This is a genomic window from Streptomyces ovatisporus (assembly GCF_042653885.1).
In the GTDB taxonomy this organism is placed as follows: Bacteria; Actinomycetota; Actinomycetes; order Streptomycetales; family Streptomycetaceae; genus Streptomyces; species Streptomyces ovatisporus.
The window spans coordinates 102,500-121,061 of sequence record NZ_JBHSFH010000012.1 but is presented as its reverse complement, the minus strand read 5'-3'; the positions used below and the strand labels follow the sequence as shown (position 1 = coordinate 121,061).

Annotated in this window: 16 protein-coding genes; 1 reads left to right on the top strand and 15 read right to left on the bottom strand. The window is 69.8% G+C overall.

Annotation, left to right across the window (positions count from 1 at the left end):
* Positions 1 to 3 precede the first annotated feature (3 nt).
* From nuoL to ACFPA8_RS21195, 12 genes are all read right to left on the bottom strand, one after another.
* Positions 4 to 1,947 (bottom strand): NADH-quinone oxidoreductase subunit L, encoded by a 1,944-nt coding sequence (gene nuoL, locus ACFPA8_RS21250; RefSeq protein ID WP_386450886.1) that lies wholly within the window; start codon positions 1,945 to 1,947, stop codon positions 4 to 6.
* 13 nt (positions 1,948 to 1,960) lie between these two features.
* Positions 1,961 to 2,260, bottom strand: a complete 300-nt coding sequence (gene nuoK, locus ACFPA8_RS21245; protein WP_045866878.1) for an NADH-quinone oxidoreductase subunit NuoK — start codon at positions 2,258 to 2,260, stop codon at positions 1,961 to 1,963.
* On the bottom strand, positions 2,257 to 3,189 hold the full coding sequence (locus ACFPA8_RS21240; protein ID WP_386450933.1) for an NADH-quinone oxidoreductase subunit J: 933 nt from the start codon (positions 3,187 to 3,189) through the stop codon (positions 2,257 to 2,259). The genes nuoK and ACFPA8_RS21240 overlap by 4 nt, the downstream gene beginning before the upstream one ends.
* 38 nt (positions 3,190 to 3,227) lie before the next feature.
* Positions 3,228 to 3,920, bottom strand: coding sequence for an NADH-quinone oxidoreductase subunit NuoI (gene nuoI, locus ACFPA8_RS21235; protein ID WP_386450931.1), 693 nt, complete (start codon positions 3,918 to 3,920; stop codon positions 3,228 to 3,230).
* A 37-nt stretch (positions 3,921 to 3,957) separates the two neighbouring features.
* Entirely contained in the window at positions 3,958 to 5,352 is a 1,395-nt protein-coding gene (gene nuoH / locus ACFPA8_RS21230) for an NADH-quinone oxidoreductase subunit NuoH (protein WP_386450884.1), read from the bottom strand.
* Positions 5,353 to 5,512: 160 nt separating this feature from the next.
* The gene (locus ACFPA8_RS21225; RefSeq protein WP_386450882.1) at positions 5,513 to 8,056 is read right to left on the bottom strand and encodes an NADH-quinone oxidoreductase subunit G; all 2,544 of its coding nucleotides are present in this window, start codon (positions 8,054 to 8,056) and stop codon (positions 5,513 to 5,515) included.
* Entirely contained in the window at positions 8,053 to 9,399 is a 1,347-nt protein-coding gene (nuoF, locus tag ACFPA8_RS21220) for an NADH-quinone oxidoreductase subunit NuoF (RefSeq protein ID WP_386450880.1), read from the bottom strand. The genes ACFPA8_RS21225 and nuoF overlap by 4 nt, the downstream gene beginning before the upstream one ends.
* Positions 9,399 to 10,310 carry an NADH-quinone oxidoreductase subunit NuoE gene (gene nuoE, locus ACFPA8_RS21215; protein ID WP_386450878.1) on the bottom strand — a complete coding sequence of 304 codons (912 nt, stop codon included), beginning with the start codon at positions 10,308 to 10,310 and terminating at the stop codon, positions 9,399 to 9,401. Before nuoE ends, nuoF begins: the two co-directional genes overlap by 1 nt.
* A complete protein-coding gene (locus ACFPA8_RS21210) occupies positions 10,307 to 11,641 on the bottom strand; it encodes an NADH-quinone oxidoreductase subunit D (RefSeq protein ID WP_386450876.1) in 1,335 nt (444 codons plus the stop codon). The genes nuoE and ACFPA8_RS21210 overlap by 4 nt, the downstream gene beginning before the upstream one ends.
* A complete protein-coding gene (locus ACFPA8_RS21205; protein WP_386450875.1) occupies positions 11,641 to 12,372 on the bottom strand; it encodes an NADH-quinone oxidoreductase subunit C in 732 nt (243 codons plus the stop codon). Before ACFPA8_RS21205 ends, ACFPA8_RS21210 begins: the two co-directional genes overlap by 1 nt.
* A complete protein-coding gene (locus ACFPA8_RS21200) occupies positions 12,369 to 12,923 on the bottom strand; it encodes a NuoB/complex I 20 kDa subunit family protein (protein ID WP_386450873.1) in 555 nt (184 codons plus the stop codon). Before ACFPA8_RS21200 ends, ACFPA8_RS21205 begins: the two co-directional genes overlap by 4 nt.
* A gap of 13 nt (positions 12,924 to 12,936) precedes the next feature.
* Positions 12,937 to 13,296, bottom strand: coding sequence for an NADH-quinone oxidoreductase subunit A (locus tag ACFPA8_RS21195; protein ID WP_055488006.1), 360 nt, complete (start codon positions 13,294 to 13,296; stop codon positions 12,937 to 12,939).
* 827 nt (positions 13,297 to 14,123) lie between these two features.
* On the opposite strand from ACFPA8_RS21195, the gene ACFPA8_RS21190 reads away from it, so the two are divergent.
* Positions 14,124 to 14,831, top strand: coding sequence for a C40 family peptidase (locus tag ACFPA8_RS21190; RefSeq protein ID WP_386450871.1), 708 nt, complete (start codon positions 14,124 to 14,126; stop codon positions 14,829 to 14,831).
* Between the two features lie 219 nt (positions 14,832 to 15,050).
* On the opposite strand, the gene ACFPA8_RS21185 is transcribed toward ACFPA8_RS21190, so the two are convergent.
* The 3 genes from ACFPA8_RS21185 to mqnC all read right to left on the bottom strand — a co-directional run bounded on the left by ACFPA8_RS21185 (position 15,051) and on the right by mqnC (position 18,541).
* The gene (locus ACFPA8_RS21185) at positions 15,051 to 16,367 is read right to left on the bottom strand and encodes a geranylgeranyl reductase family protein (protein WP_386450869.1); all 1,317 of its coding nucleotides are present in this window, start codon (positions 16,365 to 16,367) and stop codon (positions 15,051 to 15,053) included.
* Between the two features lie 207 nt (positions 16,368 to 16,574).
* Complete coding sequence (locus ACFPA8_RS21180; RefSeq protein ID WP_386450867.1) at positions 16,575 to 17,267, bottom strand: demethylmenaquinone methyltransferase; 693 nt, start codon at positions 17,265 to 17,267, stop codon at positions 16,575 to 16,577.
* A 77-nt stretch (positions 17,268 to 17,344) separates the two neighbouring features.
* Positions 17,345 to 18,541, bottom strand: coding sequence for a cyclic dehypoxanthinyl futalosine synthase (gene mqnC / locus ACFPA8_RS21175; RefSeq protein WP_386450865.1), 1,197 nt, complete (start codon positions 18,539 to 18,541; stop codon positions 17,345 to 17,347).
* Positions 18,542 to 18,562 lie beyond the last annotated feature (21 nt).

Genomic DNA, 18,562 nt, shown 5'->3' with positions numbered 1-18,562 from the left:
GACTCAGACCGCCCTCATCAGCAGGGTCGCGGCGACCAGTACCGCCGCGCCGCCGAACATCGAGACCGCGTACGAGCGGACGAAACCGTTCTGGAGCCGGCGCGTACGGCCGGACAGACCGCCGAACGAGGCGGCGGTGCCGTTGACGAGACCGTCGACCACCTTGCTGTCGACGTAGACCAGCCCGCGGGTGAGGTACTCGCCGGGCTTGACCAGGACCGCGTGGTTGATGTCGTCCTGGAGCAGGTCACGGCGGGCGGCCCGCGTCAGCAGGCTGCCGCGTGGCGCCTCGACCGGTACGGGCCTGCGCCCGTACTGGAGCCAGGCCGCTCCGACACCGACCAGCATGGTGACGACGGTCGCGCCGGTGACCACCGCGGCCGACACCGGCGGGTGGCCGTGCTCGAACTGTGTGACGGGCTCCAGCCAGTGCACGAACGAGTCGCCCACCTTGAAGAGACCGCCCGCGAAGACCGACCCGAAGGCCAGCACGATCATCGGGATCGTCATGGACCTCGGCGACTCGTGCGGGGAAGGGCCGCCGTGCTCGCCGTGCGTCTCGGCGGCGGGCTCCACGCCCGGCTCGTCGGCGGACGGTGTCGTACGGCGCCAGCGCTCCTCGCCGAAGAAGGTCAGCAGCATCACGCGCGTCATGTAGTACGCGGTGATCGCGGCGCCCAGCAGCGTGACCGCGCCCAGGATCCAGCCCTGCGTACCGCCCTTGGCGAAGGCGGCCTCGATGATCTGGTCCTTGGAGAAGAAGCCGGACAGACCGGGGAAGCCGATGATGGCCAGGTAACCGAGCCCGAACGTGACGAACGTGACCGGCATGTACTTGCGGAGACCGCCGTACCTGCGCATGTCGACCTCGTCGTTCATGCCGTGCATCACGGAGCCGGCGCCGAGGAAGAGCCCGGCCTTGAAGAAGCCGTGCGTGACCAGGTGCATGATCGCGAAGGCGTAGCCGATCGGGCCGAGTCCGGCCGCGAGGACCATGTAGCCGATCTGCGACATGGTGGAGCCGGCGAGCGCCTTCTTGATGTCGTCCTTCGCGCAACCGACGATCGCACCGTAGAGGAGCGTGACCGCGCCGACGACGACCACCACCGTCTGTGCGTCCGGCGCCGCGTTGAAGATCGCGCCGGAGCGGGTGATGAGGTAGACGCCGGCGGTGACCATCGTCGCCGCGTGGATGAGCGCGGAGACCGGGGTGGGACCCTCCATCGCGTCGCCCAGCCAGGACTGCAGCGGCACCTGTGCCGACTTGCCGCACGCGGCGAGCAGCAGCATCAGGCCGATCGCCGTCAGCTTGCCCTCGCCCGCCTCGGTGGCGTTGCTCAGGACGGGCGCGAAGGCGAAGCTGCCGAACGTGGTGAACATCAGGAAGATGGCGATGGCCAGGCCCGCGTCACCGACCCGGTTGACGAGGAACGCCTTCTTCGCCGCCACAGCCGCGCTCGGCTTGTGCTGCCAGAACCCGATCAGCAGGTACGACGCCAGGCCGACGCCCTCCCAGCCGACGTACAGCAGCAGGTAGTTGTCGGCCAGCACCAGCAGCAGCATCGCCGCGAGGAAGAGGTTGAGATAGCCGAAGAAGCGGCGGCGGCGCTCGTCGTGCTCCATGTAGCCGACCGAGTAGATGTGGATCAGCGTGCCCACACCCGTGATCAGCAGCACGAAGGTCATCGACAGCTGGTCCAGCTGGAAGGCGACGTCCGCCTGGAAGCTCTCCACCGGCACCCAGCTGAACAGGTGCTGGTGCAGGGCCCGTTCGTCGGCGTTCTTGCCGAGCATGTCGAAGAAGAGGACCGCGCCCACGACGAACGAGGCGCCGGCGAGCAGCACGCCCAGCCAGTGCCCCGTCCGGTCCACACGCTTGCCGCCGCACAGCAGCACCGCCGCGCCCAGCAGCGGGAAGCCGACGAGCAGTCCGATCAATGACTCCACTGGTTCGTACCCCTTACAGCTTCATCAGGCTGGCGTCGTCGACCGAGGCCGAGTGCCGGGAGCGGTACATCATCACGATGATCGCCAGCCCCACCACGACTTCGGCGGCCGCGACGACCATGACGAAGAACGCCATGATCTGGCCGTCGAGGTTCCCGTGGATGCGGGAGAAGGCGATCAGCGTCAAGTTCGCCGCGTTCAGCATCAGTTCGATGCACATGAACACCACGATCGCGTTCCGCCTGATCAGCACTCCGGCGGCGCCGATGGTGAACAGCAGAGCGGCGAGATAGACGTAGTTGACGGGGCTCACTTGGCGGCCTCCTCTTCCCGGGCCTCGTCCCGTGCCTGACGGGCTTCACGGCCGCTGCCCGCGTCGTCCGCATCGTCCGTGTCGCGGTCCGGGTCGTGCGGTTCGCCGTACATCCGCCCGTGCTCGGTCTGGCCGTGCATGTCGGCGGTGCGCTGCTCCAGCGCCGCCACCCGGTGCAGGGCCTCGGGACCGACCTCGCGCATCTGGCCGCGGCCGCGCAGCGTGGCGCTGACCGTCATGTCGGACGGGCTGCCGTCGGGAAGGAGACCGGGACGGTCGACCGCGTTGTGCCGTGCGTACACGCCGGGCGCGGGCAGCGGCGGCAGCTGCGTGCCCTTCCTGACGCGCTCCTCGGCCTGTTCACGCTGCGACTTGGACTTCTCGATGCGCTCGCGGTGCGTCAGCAGCGTCGCGCCGACGGCGGCGACGGTGAGCAGCGCGCCCACCACCTCGAAGGCGACGACGTACTTCGTGAACAGCTGCGAGGCCAGCGCCGGCACGTTCCCGCCGGAGTTCGCGGCCTCCAGGCCCGTGAAGGACACCACCGACGCCTGGCCGATGCCGGAGATCAGCAGCAGGCCCAGGCCGAGACCGCAGGCCACGGCGAGCCAGCGCTGGCCCTTGAGCGTCTCCTTGAGGGAGTCGGCGGTGCTCACGCCCACCAGCATCAGCACGAAGAGGAAGAGCATCATGACCGCGCCCGTGTAGACGACGATCTGGACGATGCCCAGGAAGTACGCGCCGTTGGCGAGGTAGAACAGCGCCAGGAGGACCATCGTTCCCGCGAGGCACAGTGCCGAGTGCACGGCCTTGCGCAGCAGTACGGTGCCCAGCGCGCCGATCACGGCGATGGTGCCCAGCACCCAGAACGCGGCGGCCTCACCGGCCGAGGTGCCGGCGGAGGTGGCTGCGAGTGCGACCCCGTCCATGGATGCCATGGGGGCCGTGGGGGGCGAGGACAGCATCGTCACCGTCCCTCCCTCGAGTCGTTGCCCGAGCGGTTGCCCTCTGCTCTGGCGGCGGTGCCCCGCTTGCGGACGTCCTCGTCGGGCGCGTCCTGCGCGGACGGGTCGACGCCGCCGCCGTGCGCCGCGGGGCCTTCGGTGACGACCGGCTCGGCTGCGGGCTCCCCCGCGCCGAACGTCTCCGCCGAACCCTGCGGGTCGCCGGTGTCGGTGACGGTCTGGAGCTCGGTGCCGGGGGCGGCCTCGGTGACCAGCCCGCGGTAGTAGTCCTTCTCCGTCATGCCGGGGAAGATGGCGTGCGGCGAGTCGACCATGCCCTCTTCGAGGCCCGCGAGCAGTTCCTTCTTGGTGTAGATGAGCGACTCGCGGGAGGAGTCGGCCAGTTCGTACTCGTTCGTCATCGTCAGCGCGCGGGTCGGGCACGCCTCGACGCACAGGCCGCACAGGATGCAGCGCAGATAGTTGATCTGGTAGACGCGGCCGTAGCGCTCACCCGGCGAGTAGCGCTCCTCGTCGGTGTTGTCCGCGCCCTCCACGTAGATGGCGTCGGCGGGGCATGCCCAGGCGCACAGCTCGCAGCCGACGCACTTCTCCAGTCCGTCGGGGTGCCGGTTGAGCTGATGGCGGCCGTGGAAGCGCGGTGCCGTCGGCTTCTTGTACTCGGGGTACTGCTCGGTCAGCCGCTTCTTGAACATGTCCTTGAAGGTCAGTCCGAAGCCGGCAACGGGATTCTCAGGCACCGTCGGCCTCCTTTCCGTCGGTCTTCTCCGCGGCTTCACCGGCGGGCTCCCCCGCTCCCGAGGGCCCGACCAGCGCGTGGTCGGCCTGGCGCGAGCGGCGGCGCGGTACGGGTGGCAGCGTCTGCCCGGGCAGCGGTGGTACGGGATAGCCGCCGGCCATGGGATCGAAGACCTCGGAAGCGGCCTTCTCCTTGGCCGCCTGCTCCTCCGCCTCCTCCTTGCGTCCGCGGAAGACGTCCACGACGAAGGAGAGCAGCAGGATCGCGAGTGCCGCGCCGGCGACCCAGTAGACGATGCCCGCGAAGTCGTAACCCTCGTTCCGCATCGCCCTGATGGTGGCGACCAGCATCAGCCACACCAGCGACACCGGGATGAGGACCTTCCATCCCAGCTTCATGAACTGGTCGTAGCGCGTACGCGGGAGCGTGCCGCGGATCCAGACGAAGAAGAAGATCAGACAGCACACCTTGAGGAAGAACCAGAGCATCGGCCACCAGCCGTGGTTGGCGCCCTCCCAGTACGTCGAGATCGGCGCCGGCGCCCGCCAGCCGCCCAGGAAGAGGGTGGCCGCCAGGGCGGAGAGGGTCACGATGTGCACGTACTCGGCCATCATGAACAGCGCGAACTTGATCGAGCTGTACTCGGTCTGGTAGCCGGCGACCAGGTCGCCCTCGGACTCCGGCATGTCGAAGGGCGCGCGGTGGGCCTCGCCCACCATCGAGACCATGTAGATCAGGAACGACACCGGCAGCAGCGCGGCGAACCACGTGTCCTGCTGGGCGTCGACGATCGCCGACGTCGACATGGAGCCCGAGTAGAGGAAGACCGCCGCGAAGCTGAGGCCCATCGCGATCTCGTAGCTGATGACCTGTGCCGTGGCACGGACGGCTCCGAGGAGCGGGTAGGTCGAGTTGGAGGACCAGCCCGCCAGCACCACGCCGTACGCGCCGATCGAGGCGGTGGCGAGGATGTAGAGCGCCGCGACCGGCAGGTCGGTGAGCTGCATCGCCGTACGCGTGCCGAAGATCGAGACCTCGTTGCCGGGAGGCCCGAAGGGGATCACCGCGATCGCGAGGAAGGCGGGGATCGCCGCGAGCACGGGTGCCAGCAGGTACACGACCTTGTCGGCGCCCTTGACGACGACGTCCTCCTTCAGCATCAGCTTGATGCCGTCGGCGAGCGACTGCAGCATGCCCCAGGGACCGTGCCTGTTGGGGCCGACGCGCAACTGCATCCAGGCGACGACCTTGCGCTCCATGACGATGGAGATCAGGACGGTCACCATCAGGAACGCGAAGCAGAAGACCGCCTTGAGGGCGATCAGCCAGAACGGGTCGTTCCCGAAGAAGGAGAGGTCCTCCGCTGCGAGGAAGGTGCTGCCGGTCACGCCGTCACCTCCCCGGTGCGGGCGCTGCGCCCGTCCGCGGCGGTGACGTCCGCGCACAGGCGCCGGACCTGTAGGAGCGCGCTCACGCGCTCACCTCCTCCTGAACGATGCGCTGTCCGCGCGGGGCGCGAGGTCGCCCGAGCGGCGAAGAGGAGCGGAGTCATGCGCCCGCCCCCTCGGATCCGGCGACGGCGGCTGCCGCCGTCGCGGGGGCCGCGGAGAGACGTACCAGTTCACCCGGGAGCGCTCCCGTGTCCGCCTGGACGCCGCCGCCGACGGAGTTCAGCGGTACCCAGACCACACGGTCGGGCATCTCCGTGATCTCCAGCGGGAGTTGGATGCTGCCGAGCGGGCCGGAGACGGCGACCGTGCCGCCCTCCGCGACGCCCACCTCGGCCGCCGTGGCGCGCGAGAGCCGGGCGACCGCCGGGTGACGGGTGCCGGCGAGCGCCTCGTCGCCGTCCTGCAGCCGGCCCTGGTCCAGCAGCAGCCGGTGCCCGGCGAGCACCGCCTCGCCCTTGCCGGCCTGCGGCGTGGACGTGGAGGGCGCGCCGGCTCGGGCGTCGGCTGCGATCCCGGTGTGCACGGAGCCGTCCGGAGCCCACTGGCCGAGCCTGTCGATCTCCGTGCGGATGGTGCGTACGTCCGGCAGCCCCAGGTGTGTGTCGAGGGCGTCCGCGAGCATGTGCAGGACCCGCGCGTCGGGCTGAACATGCCGACGGGTCATCTGGTCCGCGCGGAGCGACGCCGTGAACGGCCGTGCGCGGCCCTCCCAGTTGAGGAAGGTGCCCGCCTTCTCCACCACCGCGGAGACCGGCAGGACGACGTCCGCCCGGTCGGTGACCTCGCTGGGACGCAGCTCCAGGCTGACGACGAAGTCGGCCGTCTCCAGCGCCTGCGCGGCACGTGCCGGGTCGGGCAGGTCGGCGAGTTCCACACCGCCGACCACCAGCGCCGACAGCTCTCCGTCGACGGCCGCGTCGACGATGCCCGAGGTGTCCCTGCCCTGCGCCGCGGGCAGTTCGGCGACTCCCCAGATCCGCGCGACCTCGTCGCGTGCACGCGCGTCACCCGCGGGACGGGCGCCGGGCAGCAGCGTCGGCAGCGCACCGGCCTCGATGGCGCCGCGCTCTCCCGCCCTGCGCGGAATCCACACCAGCCGGGCGCCGGTGGCGATGCTCGTGCGCACGGCGGCGGTGAACGCGCCGGGGACGGCCGCGAGCCGTTCACCGACCACGATCACCGAACCCTCGGCGCGCAGCGCGTCTGCCGCGGACTCCCCTGCGGCGTCGAGCCCGACGCGGCCGGACAGCGCGTCCAACCACTCCGTCTCCGTGCCGGGGGCCGCGGGCAGCAGCGTGCCCCCGGCCTTCTGCAGACCGCGCGTGGCGTGCGAGGCGAGGGAGAAGGTGCGCTGGCCGTGCTTGCGCATGGCCTTGCGCAGCCGCAGGAAGACGCCGGGCGCCTCCTCCTCGGCCTCGAAGCCGACGAGCAGCACCGTGGGTGCCGCCTCCAGCGCGCCGTACGTCAGGCCCTTTCCGTCTCCGACGTCCACGCCCGCTCCCGCCACGTGGGAGGCGAGGAATCCGGCCTCCTCGGCGGAGTGGACGCGGGCACGGAAATCGATGTCGTTGGTGCCGAGCGCCACCCGTGCGAACTTCGCGTACGCGTAGGCGTCCTCGACGGTCAGACGTCCACCGGTCAGCACGCCCGCACGGCCGCGCGCCCCGGACAGCCCGCGGGCCGCCGCCTCCAGGGCCTCGGGCCAGCCGGCGGGGGCCAGTTCACCGTCCTCGCCGCGCACCAGGGGTGTGGTGAGGCGGTCGGGGCGCTGGGCGTAGCGGAAGCCGAAGCGGCCCTTGTCGCAGAGCCACTCCTCGTTGACCTCGGGGTCGTTGGCTGCCAGCCGCCGCATGACCTTTCCGCGGCGGTGGTCCGTACGGGTCGCGCAGCCGCCCGAGCAGTGCTCGCAGACGGACGGCGAGGAGACCAGGTCGAAGGGGCGCGACCGGAAGCGGTACGCAGCCGAAGTCAGCGCGCCCACCGGGCAGATCTGGATGGTGTTGCCGGAGAAGTACGACTGGAACGGCTCGTCCTCGCCCGTACCCACCTGCTGCAGTGCGCCGCGCTCCAGCAGCTCGATCATCGGGTCGCCCGCGATCTGGTTGGAGAAGCGGGTGCAGCGCGCGCACAGTACGCACCGCTCGCGGTCCAGCAGCACCTGCGTGGAGATCGGTACGGGCTTGGCGAAGGTGCGCTTCGCGCCCTCGAACCGGGAATCGGCCGAACCGGCCGACATGGCCTGGTTCTGCAGCGGGCACTCGCCGCCCTTGTCGCAGACGGGGCAGTCCAGCGGGTGGTTGATGAGCAGCAGCTCCATCACACCGCGCTGCGCCTTCTCCGCGACCGGCGAGGACAGCTGCGTCTTGACGACCATCCCGTCGGTGCAGGTGATGGTGCAGGACGCCATCGGCTTGCGCTGGCCCTCCACCTCGACGATGCACTGGCGGCAGGCTCCGACCGGGTCCAGCAGCGGGTGGTCGCAGAAGCGCGGGATCTCGATTCCCAGCTGCTCGGCGGCGCGGATGACCAGCGTGCCCTTCGGCACGGAGATCTCGGCTCCGTCGATGGTGAGGGAGACCAGATCTTCGGGCGGAGGCCCTTCGCCCCCCGAGGAGGTCTTCGCGTCTGTGGTGACTGTCACGCCTTCACCTCCGGGTGAGCGGTCTTGTGGTCGTCGGCCCAGAGGGTCGACTTCGCGGGGTCGAACGGGCATCCGCGCCCGTCGAGGTGCGCCTCGTACTCGTCGCGGAAGTACTGGAGCGAGGAGTAGATCGGGGACGCGGCGCCGTCGCCGAGCGCGCAGAACGACTTTCCGTTGATGTTGTCCTGGATGTCGTCGATCTTGTCGATGTCGGCCTTGGTCGCCTTGCCGGACTCGAAGTCGCGCAGCAACTGCACGAGCCAGTACGTCCCTTCACGGCAGGGCGTGCACTTGCCGCACGACTCGTGGGCGTAGAACTCGGTCCAGCGGGTCACGGCCCGTACGACACAGGTCGTCTCGTCGAAGCACTGGAGCGCCTTCGTGCCGAGCATGGAGCCGGCCGCGCCGACGCCCTCGTAGTCCAGCGGCACGTCGAGGTGCTCGTCGGTGAGCATCGGCGTCGAGGAGCCGCCCGGCGTCCAGAACTTCAGCCGGTGGCCGGGGCGCATGCCGCCGCTCATCTCCAGCAGCTGGCGCAGCGTGATGCCCAGCGGTGCCTCGTACTGGCCGGGGTTGGCGACGTGACCGCTGAGCGAGTACAGCGTGAAGCCCGGGGACTTCTCGCTGCCCATCGAACGGAACCACTCCTTGCCCCTGTTCATCAGGGCGGGCACCGAGGCGATGGACTCGACGTTGTTCACGACGGTCGGGCACGCGTACAGACCGGCGACGGCCGGGAACGGAGGCCGCAGACGCGGCTGTCCGCGCCGCCCCTCCAGCGAGTCGAGGAGCGCGGTCTCCTCACCGCAGATGTACGCGCCCGCGCCCGCGTGCACGGTCAGCTCCAGGTGCTTGCCCTCGCCGAGCGCGTTCTTGCCGAGGAGCCCCGCCTCGTACGCCTCGCGCACCGCCAGGTGCAGGCGCCGCAGTACGGGCACGACCTCGCCGCGCAGGTAGATGAAGGCGTGTGAGGAACGGATCGCGTGGCAGGCGATGATGATGCCCTCGATGAGGGAGTGCGGGTTCGCGAAGAGCAGCGGGATGTCCTTGCAGGTGCCCGGCTCCGACTCGTCCGCGTTGACGACGAGGTAGTGCGGCTTGCCGTCTCCCTGCGGGATGAACTGCCACTTCATGCCCGTCGGGAAGCCGGCGCCGCCGCGGCCGCGGAGTCCGGAGTCCTTCACGTACGCGATGACGTCGTCCGGCGGCATGGCCAGCGCCTTGGCCAGCCCGGCGTATCCGTCGTGGCGGCGCTTGTACGTCTCGAGCGTCCACGCCCCGGGCTCGTCCCAGTAGGCGGAGAGGACCGGGGAGAGCAGCTTCTCCGGTGATTCGGTCGCCATTACTCGCTCTCCTCACCCGGCGCCGGCTTCGGCGGGCGGCCGGACGGATTGGCCGGGTCGGACGCAGCCGTCGACTGGGGCATGTCGTGCGAACTGGGGTGGCTCTCCGGAGCCTCCTCACCCGGCAGCGGCACGGGCTGGTCGGCGGGGCCGGAGGGGCCGCGGGGGTGGGCGAGCCGCCCGGGCGGTGCCTCACCCCTGGCGAGCCGCAGCCCGGCCAGCGAGGGGTCGCCGCCGCCGCCCGTCGCCTCGACCGCACCGGGACGCTCGTCCGGGAAACCGGCGAGGATGCGGGCCGTCTCCTTGAACGTGCACAGGGGTGCGCCGCGGGTGGGGGCGACCTCACGTCCGGCACGCAGGTCGTCGACGAGCTGCCGGGCGGATTCGGGCGTCTGGTTGTCGAAGAACTCCCAGTTGACCATCACCACCGGCGCGTAGTCGCAGGCGGCGTTGCACTCGATGTGCTCGAGCGTGACCTTGCCGTCCTCGGTGGTCTCGTTGTTGCCGACGCCCAGGTGCTGCTTCAGGTCGTCGAAGATGGCGTCGCCGCCCATCACCGCGCACAGCGTGTTGGTGCAGACGCCGACCTGGTAGTCGCCGGACGGCTTGCGGCGGTACATCGAGTAGAAGGTCGCCACGGCGTTCACCTCGGCCGTGGTCAGCTCCAGCATCTCCGCGCAGAAACGCTGTCCCGTACGCGTGACGTGGCCCTCCTCGGACTGCACGAGGTGCAGCAGGGGCAGCAGCGCGGACCGGCTGTCGGGGTAGCGCGCGATGATCTCCCGCGCGTCCGCCTCCAGCCGCTCGCGGACGTCGGCCGGGAAGTCCGGCGCGGGCATCGAGGGGATGCCGAGCATCGGTGCTTCGGGGGCGGGGCCTTGTCCTGGGGCACTGCCGGGCGCGGTGGTCATCGGTCGACGCCTCCCATCACGGGGTCGATGGACGCGACGGCGACGATCACGTCGGCGATCTGGCCGCCTTCGCACATTGCCGCCATGGCTTCGAGGTTGGTGAAGGAGGGGTCGCGGAAGTGCACGCGGTACGGGCGGGTGCCGCCGTCGCTCACGGCGTGCACGCCGAGCTCGCCCTTCGGGGACTCCACCGCCGCGTACGCCTGGCCCGGCGGGACGCGGAAGCCCTCGGTGACGAGCTTGAAGTGGTGGATCAGGGCCTCCATGGAGGTGCCCATGATGTTCTTGATGTGGTCGAGCGAGTTGCCCAGTCCGTCCGGGCCGAGGGCCAGTTGCGCAGGCCAGGCGATCTTCTTGTCGCCGATCATGACGGGCCCGGGCTCCAGGCGGTCGATGCACTGCTCGATGATCCGCAGCGACTGGCGCATCTCCTCCAGGCGCAGCAGGAACCGCCCGTAGGAGTCGCAGGTGTCGACGGTGGGGACCTCGAAGTCGTAGTTCTCGTAACCGCAGTACGGGTCCGACTTGCGCAGGTCGTGCGGCAGACCGGCGGAGCGCAGGATGGGGCCGGTGGCGCCCAGGGCCATGCAGCCGGCCAGGTCGAGGTAGCCGATGTCCTTCAGACGGGCCTTGAAGACGGGGTTGCCGGTGCACAGCGCGTCGTACTCCGGCAGGTTCTTCTTCATCTTCTTCAGGAACTCGCGCAGCGCGTCGACCGTGCCGGGCGGGAGGTCCTGGGCGAGGCCGCCGGGGCGGATGTAGGCGTGGTTCATCCGCAGACCGGTGATCAACTCGTACAGGTCCAGGACGAGTTCGCGGTCGCGGAAGCCGAAGATCATGACCGTGGTGGCGCCCAGCTCCATGCCGCCCGTGGCGATGGCCACCAGGTGCGAGGAGAGCCGGTTCAGCTCCATGAGCAGCACACGGATGACATTGGCGCGGTCCGGGATGTCGTCCTCGATGCCCAGGAGCTTCTCCACGGCCATGCAGTACGCCGCTTCGTTGAAGAACGGCGTGAGGTAGTCCATGCGCGTCACGAACGTCGTGCCCTGCGTCCACGTCCGGTACTCGAGGTTCTTCTCGATGCCGGTGTGCAGGTAGCCGATGCCGCAGCGCGCCTCGGTCACCGTCTCGCCGTCGATCTCCAGGATCAGGCGGAGCACGCCGTGCGTCGACGGGTGCTGCGGCCCCATGTTGACGATGATCCGCTCGTCGTCGCTGCGGGCGGCAGCGGCGGCGATCTCGTCCCAGTCGCCGCCGGTGACGTCGTAGACCGTGCCCTCGGTGGTCTCGCGGATTCCCGCGGTCGCGTGGGTGGTGGATGTGCTCATCAGCTGTACGACCTCCGCTGATCGGGAGCCGGGATCTGGGCGCCCTTGTACTCGACGGGAATGCCGCCGAGGGGGTAGTCCTTGCGCTGCGGGAAGCCCTGCCAGTCGTCGGGCATCATGATCCGCGTCAGTGCGGGGTGCCCGTCGAAGATCAGGCCGAAGAAGTCGTACGTCTCGCGCTCGTGCCAGTCGTTGGTCGGGTAGACCTCGACGACCGAGGGGACGTGCGGGTCGCTGTCCGGAGCGCTGACTTCCAGGCGGATCACCCTGTTGTGGGTGATCGAGCGCAGGTGGTACACGGCGTGCAGCTCGCGGCCCTTGTCGCCGGGAAAGTGCACACCGCTGACGCCGGTGCACAGTTCGAAGCGCAGCGCGGGGTCGTCCCGGAGTGTCCGGCACACCTGGAGCAGGTGCTCGCGGGCGATGTGGAACGTCACCTCACCGCGGTCCACGACGGTCTTCTCGACGGCCTCCTCGGGCGGCAGGCCCTGCTCCTCGAGCGCGCCCTCGAGTTCGTCGGCCACCTCGTCGAAGTAGCCGCCGTAGGGGCGGCTGCTCGCACCGGGGAGCCGGATCGTACGGACCAGGCCGCCGTACCCCGAGGTGTCGCCCCCGTTGTCGGCGCCGAACATGCCGCGGCGTACGCCGATGACCTCGCCGGCGTCCTGACGGGGCGCGGGGACGGAACCGTTCGCGTTCTCGGCGCCGTTGCCGTTGGCGGTGTCGCTCACCTCAGCAGCCCCTTCATCTCGATCGTCGGAAGCGCCTTCAGCGCTGCTTCCTCCGCCTCCCGGGCCGCCTGCTCACGGTTGACGCCGAGCTTCTCGCCCTGCACGTGCTGGTGCAGCTTGAGGATCGCGTCGAGCAGCATCTCGGGGCGGGGCGGGCAGCCGGGCAGGTAGATGTCGACGGGGACGATGTGGTCGACGCCCTGCACGATCGCGTAGTTGTTGAACATGCCGCCGGAGGAGGCGCAGACGCCCATGGAGATGACCCACTTGGGGTTGGGCATCTGGTCGTAGACCTGCCGCAGCACGGGCGCCATCTTCTGGCTGACCCGGCCCGCCACGATCATCAGGTCGGCCTGGCGGGGCGACCCGCGGAAGACCTCCATGCCGAAACGCGCCAGGTCGTAGCGGCCCGCGCCGGTGGTCATCATCTCGATGGCGCAGCAGGCGAGTCCGAATGTCGCGGGGAACATGGACGACTTGCGCACCCAGCCCGCGGCCTGCTCGACGGTGGTCAGCAGAAAGCCGCTCGGCAGTTTCTCTTCGAGTCCCATTGAGTACCTGCCCCTAATCCCATTCCAGGCCGCCGCGCCGCCAGTCGTAGGCGTACGCGACGCCGATGAGGGCGACGAAGACCAGCATTTCGGCGAGGCCGAAGATCCCGAGGGAGTCGAAGTGGACGGCCCACGGGTAGAGAAAGACGATTTCGATGTCGAAGACGATGAAGAGCATCGCCGTCAGGTAGTACTTGACCGGGAAACGCCCGCCACCCGCCGGCTGCGGAGTGGGCTCGATGCCGCACTCGTACGCCTCCAGCTTGGCTCGGTTGTAGCGCTTGGGGCCGATGACCGATGCCGCGACCACCGAGAAGATCGCGAACGCCGCCGCGATGGCTCCCAGTACAAGGATTGGCGTGTAGGCGTTCACCGCTCCCCGCTCCTTCCAGTCGACCCTGGAGACCTCCCGGACCGGTAGGCCCAGGGGACTGTCGACGCTGACTGCCGGCTGTCCACCGGGCTCGTGCCGCCTTCACCAAGATCGCTTCTATGTGAGGCAGTTCACAAGCCCTTGCGGGAGGCATCTTATGCCCGGGCCTTGTGACGTGCGACACGGGGTCCCCCCAGAGGCTTGTGATCTCCAACACGCGACGGTGAAACCGCACGTCAGAGGCGTGCCGCTCGTCAATGCGCAAGATCGGCAACAGCGTTCCCCGCGGCCGCCGGAAAGCGCCCGCGCGACCCCGCCGGAAAGCGCCTGCGAGCGGACGCCCGACGGAACGGCCGAGCCCGTCTGTGAATGCGGCGTTCGTGAACGTCGGCACAATTCTCCCCTGATTCACCACTTCATTCACCGTTCGCACATCGACCCCCGTAGCCACAAAAGTGGATGACCGTGCATCAAAAGCCCATTCATGGACGGAGTCGACAGCGGCGATGTGACGTGCGCCACCCGCACCCCTGGCAGCCCCTGCCACCTTTGCCAGCCTCGCGAAGGTCGTGGTATACGCCGCTACTTCCCGTCACGGTGAAGATAACTGGGTGGTCACAGCGGGGTAGTTGGGCACCGGCCGTGACCGGAACGAGATCTGTGAAGATCAACGGAGCCTCAACTGGGCGATTTCGCGGCGACTGTGTCACATCGAACAGATTTTGAACGGATCATCGCCGGGCTGCTATCCATGCCCCATGTCCCGGAACACTCACGTACCCAGACACCGGAAGCCTCGCGAGAGCAGCGTGAACAGGTCGCTGCGAGTGAGCGCGACCGGCGGCGTCCTCGGCGCCATCGCCTTCACCACGGCGATGTCCCCGGCCTCGCCCCTGGCCGACAAGGCCTCGGCGAAGTCGGAAGCCGCAGCCGAGGCGGGCGCGGTCTCCAACGTCGGTCACACGGTGGCGGGTTCCTCCGCCAGGGCGGCCGACTCCCTCCAGACCACGGCACTGCAGTACGAGGTGCGCCAGGCCGAGGCCAAGGCCGCCGAGCGCGCGCAGGATGCGGCACAGAAGAAGGCCGACGCCGCAGCCGAGCGCAAGGCCGAAGCGCGGGAGAAGGCTGCCGACGCCCGCAGTTCCCGCTCCACGGCCCGCACCGACCTCTCGTCGGGCAGCGGCAACGTCTCCTCCGTCATCAGCTTCCTCAAGGCACAGGTGGGCAAGTCCTACGTCCTTGGCGCGAGCGGCCCCTCCTCCTTCGACTGCTCCGGCCTCACACAGGCAGCCTTCAAGCAGGTCGGCGTGAGCCTCCCGCGCACCTCCCAGACCCAGTCCCTCGAGGGCACCCCCGTCTCCATGGACGCGCTGCAGGAGGGCGACCTCCTCTACTGGGGCGGCCGGGGCAGTGCGTACCACATCGGCGTATACGTGGGTGGCGGCAAGTTCATCGGCGCCCAGAACTCCTCGACGGGCGTCGTCGAGAAGCCCCTCGACTACGACCCGCCGTCCGGCGCGGTCCGCGTGCTGTGACGGTCCCCGCACTCCGCACGCTCGCCGCATCCCGCTGACGCGACACCTACGGGAACACCGGCACCGAACGAAGCCCCCTGGACGGCAGGACAGCCGTGCAGGGGGCGTTCGTCTGCCGTGCCGGTCTCGCCGAACCCTCCGGGTCCGGACAGCGCGACGGCGGTGCGCCGAAGACCGTGGCGGAGGGCCACGGCCCGGCGCACCGCCGGAGCGGGGACGTCAGGCGCGCGGGGCGACCTTGCTGAGGCCGTTGATGACGCGGTCCATCGCGTCGCCGCCGGAGGGTTCCGTGAGGTTGGCCAGCATCTTCAGGGCGAACCGCATCAGCACCGGGTGGGAGAGGCCCCGCTCGGTGGCCACCTTCATCACCTTGGGGTTGCCGATCAGCTTCACGAAGGCACGTCCGAGCGTGTAGTAGCCGCCGTACGTCTCCTTGAGGATCTTCGGATAGCGCCGCAGGGCCAGTTCACGCTGTGCCGGCGTGGAACGCGCCTGTGCCTGCACGATGGTCTCGGCGGCGATGACGCCCGACTCCATCGCGTACGCGATGCCTTCGCCGTTGAAGGGGTTGACCAGTCCGCCCGCGTCGCCGACGAGCAGCAGTCCGCGCGTGTAGTGCGGCTGCCGGTTGAAGGCCATGGGCAGCGCCGCGCCGCGGATGGGCCCGGTCATGTTCTCCGGCGTGAAGCCCCACTCGACGGGCATGGACGCGCACCACGCCTTGAGGATCTCGCGCCAGTCGAGTTCCTTGAAGTCGTCAGAGGTGTTGAGGACGCCCAGGCCGATGTTGCTCGTGCCGTCACCCATGCCGAAGACCCAGCCGTAGCCCGGCAGCAGCCGGTCCTGCGCACCGCGGCGGTCCCACAGCTCCAGCCACGACTCCAGGTAGTCGTCGTCGTGGCGGGGCGAGTTGAAGTACGTACGGACCGCCACACCCATGGGGCGGTCCTCGCGCCGGTGCAGGCCCATCTTCAGCGACAGCCGCGTCGAGTTGCCGTCGGCCGCGACGACGACCGGGGCGTGGAAGGTGACGGGCGTCTTCTCCTCGCCCAGCTTGGCGTGCACGCCTGTGATGCGTCCGGCGGAGTCCAGCACCGGCTCGCCGACGTTGCAGCGCTCGTGCAGCCGGGCGCCGGCCTTCTCGGCCTGCCGGGCGAGCTGCTCGTCGAAGTCGTCGCGCTTGCGCACGAGTCCGTAGTCCGGGTAGCTGGACAGCTCCGGCCAGTCCAGCTGAAGCCGCTGCCCGCCGCCGATGATGCGCAGGCCCTTGTTGCGCAGCCAGCCCGCTTCCTCGGAGATGTCGATGCCCATGGCGATCAGCTGCTTCGCGGCGCGCGGCGTGAGGCCGTCGCCGCACACCTTCTCCCGCGGGAAGGCGGTCTTCTCCAGCAGCAGCACGTCGAGGCCGCTGCGGGCGAGGTGGTAGGCGGTGGTGGCCCCCGCGGGGCCGGCACCGACAACGATCACATCGGCTGTCCGGTCGGAGGTGACGGTCTCGGTCACGAGGGCTCCCGCAGAGGCTGGGCAGTAGGGCATTGGCAGTCTAAGAGGCCCGCTCGGGCCGTCAGGGAACACCCCGTCCGACAGGCGTCCGACCGGCGCTTCCAAGGGCGACTCACGGGCACTTCCCGCGGGACCGGCCGCCTCGCCGCACGGCCTCGCCGGTCGGCGCGGCGGCAGGGCGGCGGGTCGGCAGGCGGCGGGTCGGCACGCAGGTCGAGGGCCCCCTGAGGCCTGTCCGGCCTAAGGGCGTACGCCGCGGTGCAGCGCGACCACGCCGCCTGTCAGATTCCGCCAGGCCACCTTCGCCCAGCCGGCCTTCTGCAGACGGCCCGCCAGTCCGGGCTGGTCCGGCCACTCGCGGATGGACTCGGCGAGGTAGACGTAGGCGTCGGGGCTGGAGGAGACCGCCCGTGCCACAGGCGGCAGGGCACGCATCAGGTACTCGGAGTAGACCGTGCGGAACGGCGCCCAAGTCGGGTGGCTGAACTCACAGATGACGACGCGGCCGCCCGGCGCGGTGACGCGCAGCATCTCCCGCAGGGCCGCGTCGGTGTCCTGGACGTTGCGCAGCCCGAAGGAGATGGTCACGGCGTCGAACGCGCCGTCCCGGAACGGGAGCCGGGTCGCGTCTCCGGCCGTGAAGGGCATCCAGGGGAGCCGTTTCTTGCCTTCGGCGAGCATGCCGAGGCTGAAGTCGCAGGGCACCGCGTAGGCACCCTCTTCGACGAACGGCTGGGACGAAGTGCCGGTCCCTGCTGCGAGATCCAGCACGCGCTCACCGGGCCGCGCGTCGACGGCGCGGGCCACGGCCCGCCGCCAGAGCCGCGCCTGCCCGAGGGAGAGCACGTCGTTGGTGATGTCGTAGCGCGCGGCGACGTCGTCGAACATCGCGGCGACTTCGTGCGGCTGCTTGTCGAGGGATGCGCGGGTCACCCGCTCATTGTCCCCCGCCCGCCGCGGCCCCGTCGCGCGGGGGCACCGTCCCCGCGTGGAAGGGCCGCGGAGCGGGACTACTTCGCCTCGATGAGGTTGAGCTCCGGGCGGGCGCTGCCGCCCTCGATCGCGGTGGAGGAGAAGTGCGAGACGACGCGGTCGTCCGCGGGGTCGTCCGCCGGGTCGTCGTGGACGACGAGGTGCTCGTACGTCGTGCTCCGCTGGGCCGGGACGCGGTCCGCGGCGCGGATGAGTTCGAGCAGCTCCATCCGGTTGGAGCGGTGCTTGGCGCCCGCGGAGGAGACCACGTTCTCCTCCAGCATCACCGAACCGAGGTCGTCGGCGCCGTAGTGCAGCGACAGCTGGCCGACCTCCTTGCCGGTGGTCAGCCAGGAGCCCTGGATGTGGGCGACGTTGTCGAGGAAGAGCCGCGCGATGGCGATCATGCGCAGGTACTCGAAGAGAGTCGCCTGCGTCTGCCCTTTCAGATGGTTGTTCTCCGGCTGGTAGGTGTACGGGATGAAGGCGCGGAAGCCGCCCGTACGGTCCTGCACGTCCCGGATCATCCGGATGTGCTCGATCCGCTCGGCGTTGGTCTCCCCGGTGCCCATCAGCATCGTCGAGGTGGACTCGACGCCGAGGTTGTGCGCCGTCTCCATGATCTCCAGCCAGCGCTCCCCGGACTCCTTGAGCGGCGCGATGGCCTTGCGCGCGCGAGCGGGCAGCAGTTCGGCGCCGGCGCCCGCGAAGGAGTCGAGACCCGCGGCGTGGATACGCCGGATCGCCTCTTCCGGAGTCACGCCGGAGATGCGGGCCATGTGCTCGACCTCGGAAGCGCCGAGCGAGTGGATCACGAGCTGCGGGAACTGCTTCTTGATGGCCGCGAAGTGCTCTTCGTAGTACTCCACGCCGTAGTCCGGGTGGTGACCGCCCTGGAACATGATCTGGGTGCCGCCCAGTTCGACCGTCTCCGCGCAGCGCCGCAGGATGTCGTCGAGGTCCCGCGTCCACACGTCCTCGCTCTTGGGTGAGGCGTAGAAGGCGCAGAACTTGCAGGCCGTGACGCAGGAGTTGGTGTAGTTGATGTTCCGCTCGATGATGTACGTCGCGATGTGCTCCGTACCCTCGTAGCGCCTGCGGCGCACCGCGTCGGCTGCCGCGCCGAGGGCGTGCAGCGGGGCCGAGCGGTAGAGATCGAGCGCTTCCTCGGGGGTGATGCGGGCGCCCTCGGCGGCACGGTCGAGTACGGACTGACGGTCGGCGGTCTCAGGCACCGGGGGCGTCCCTCCGAAGGT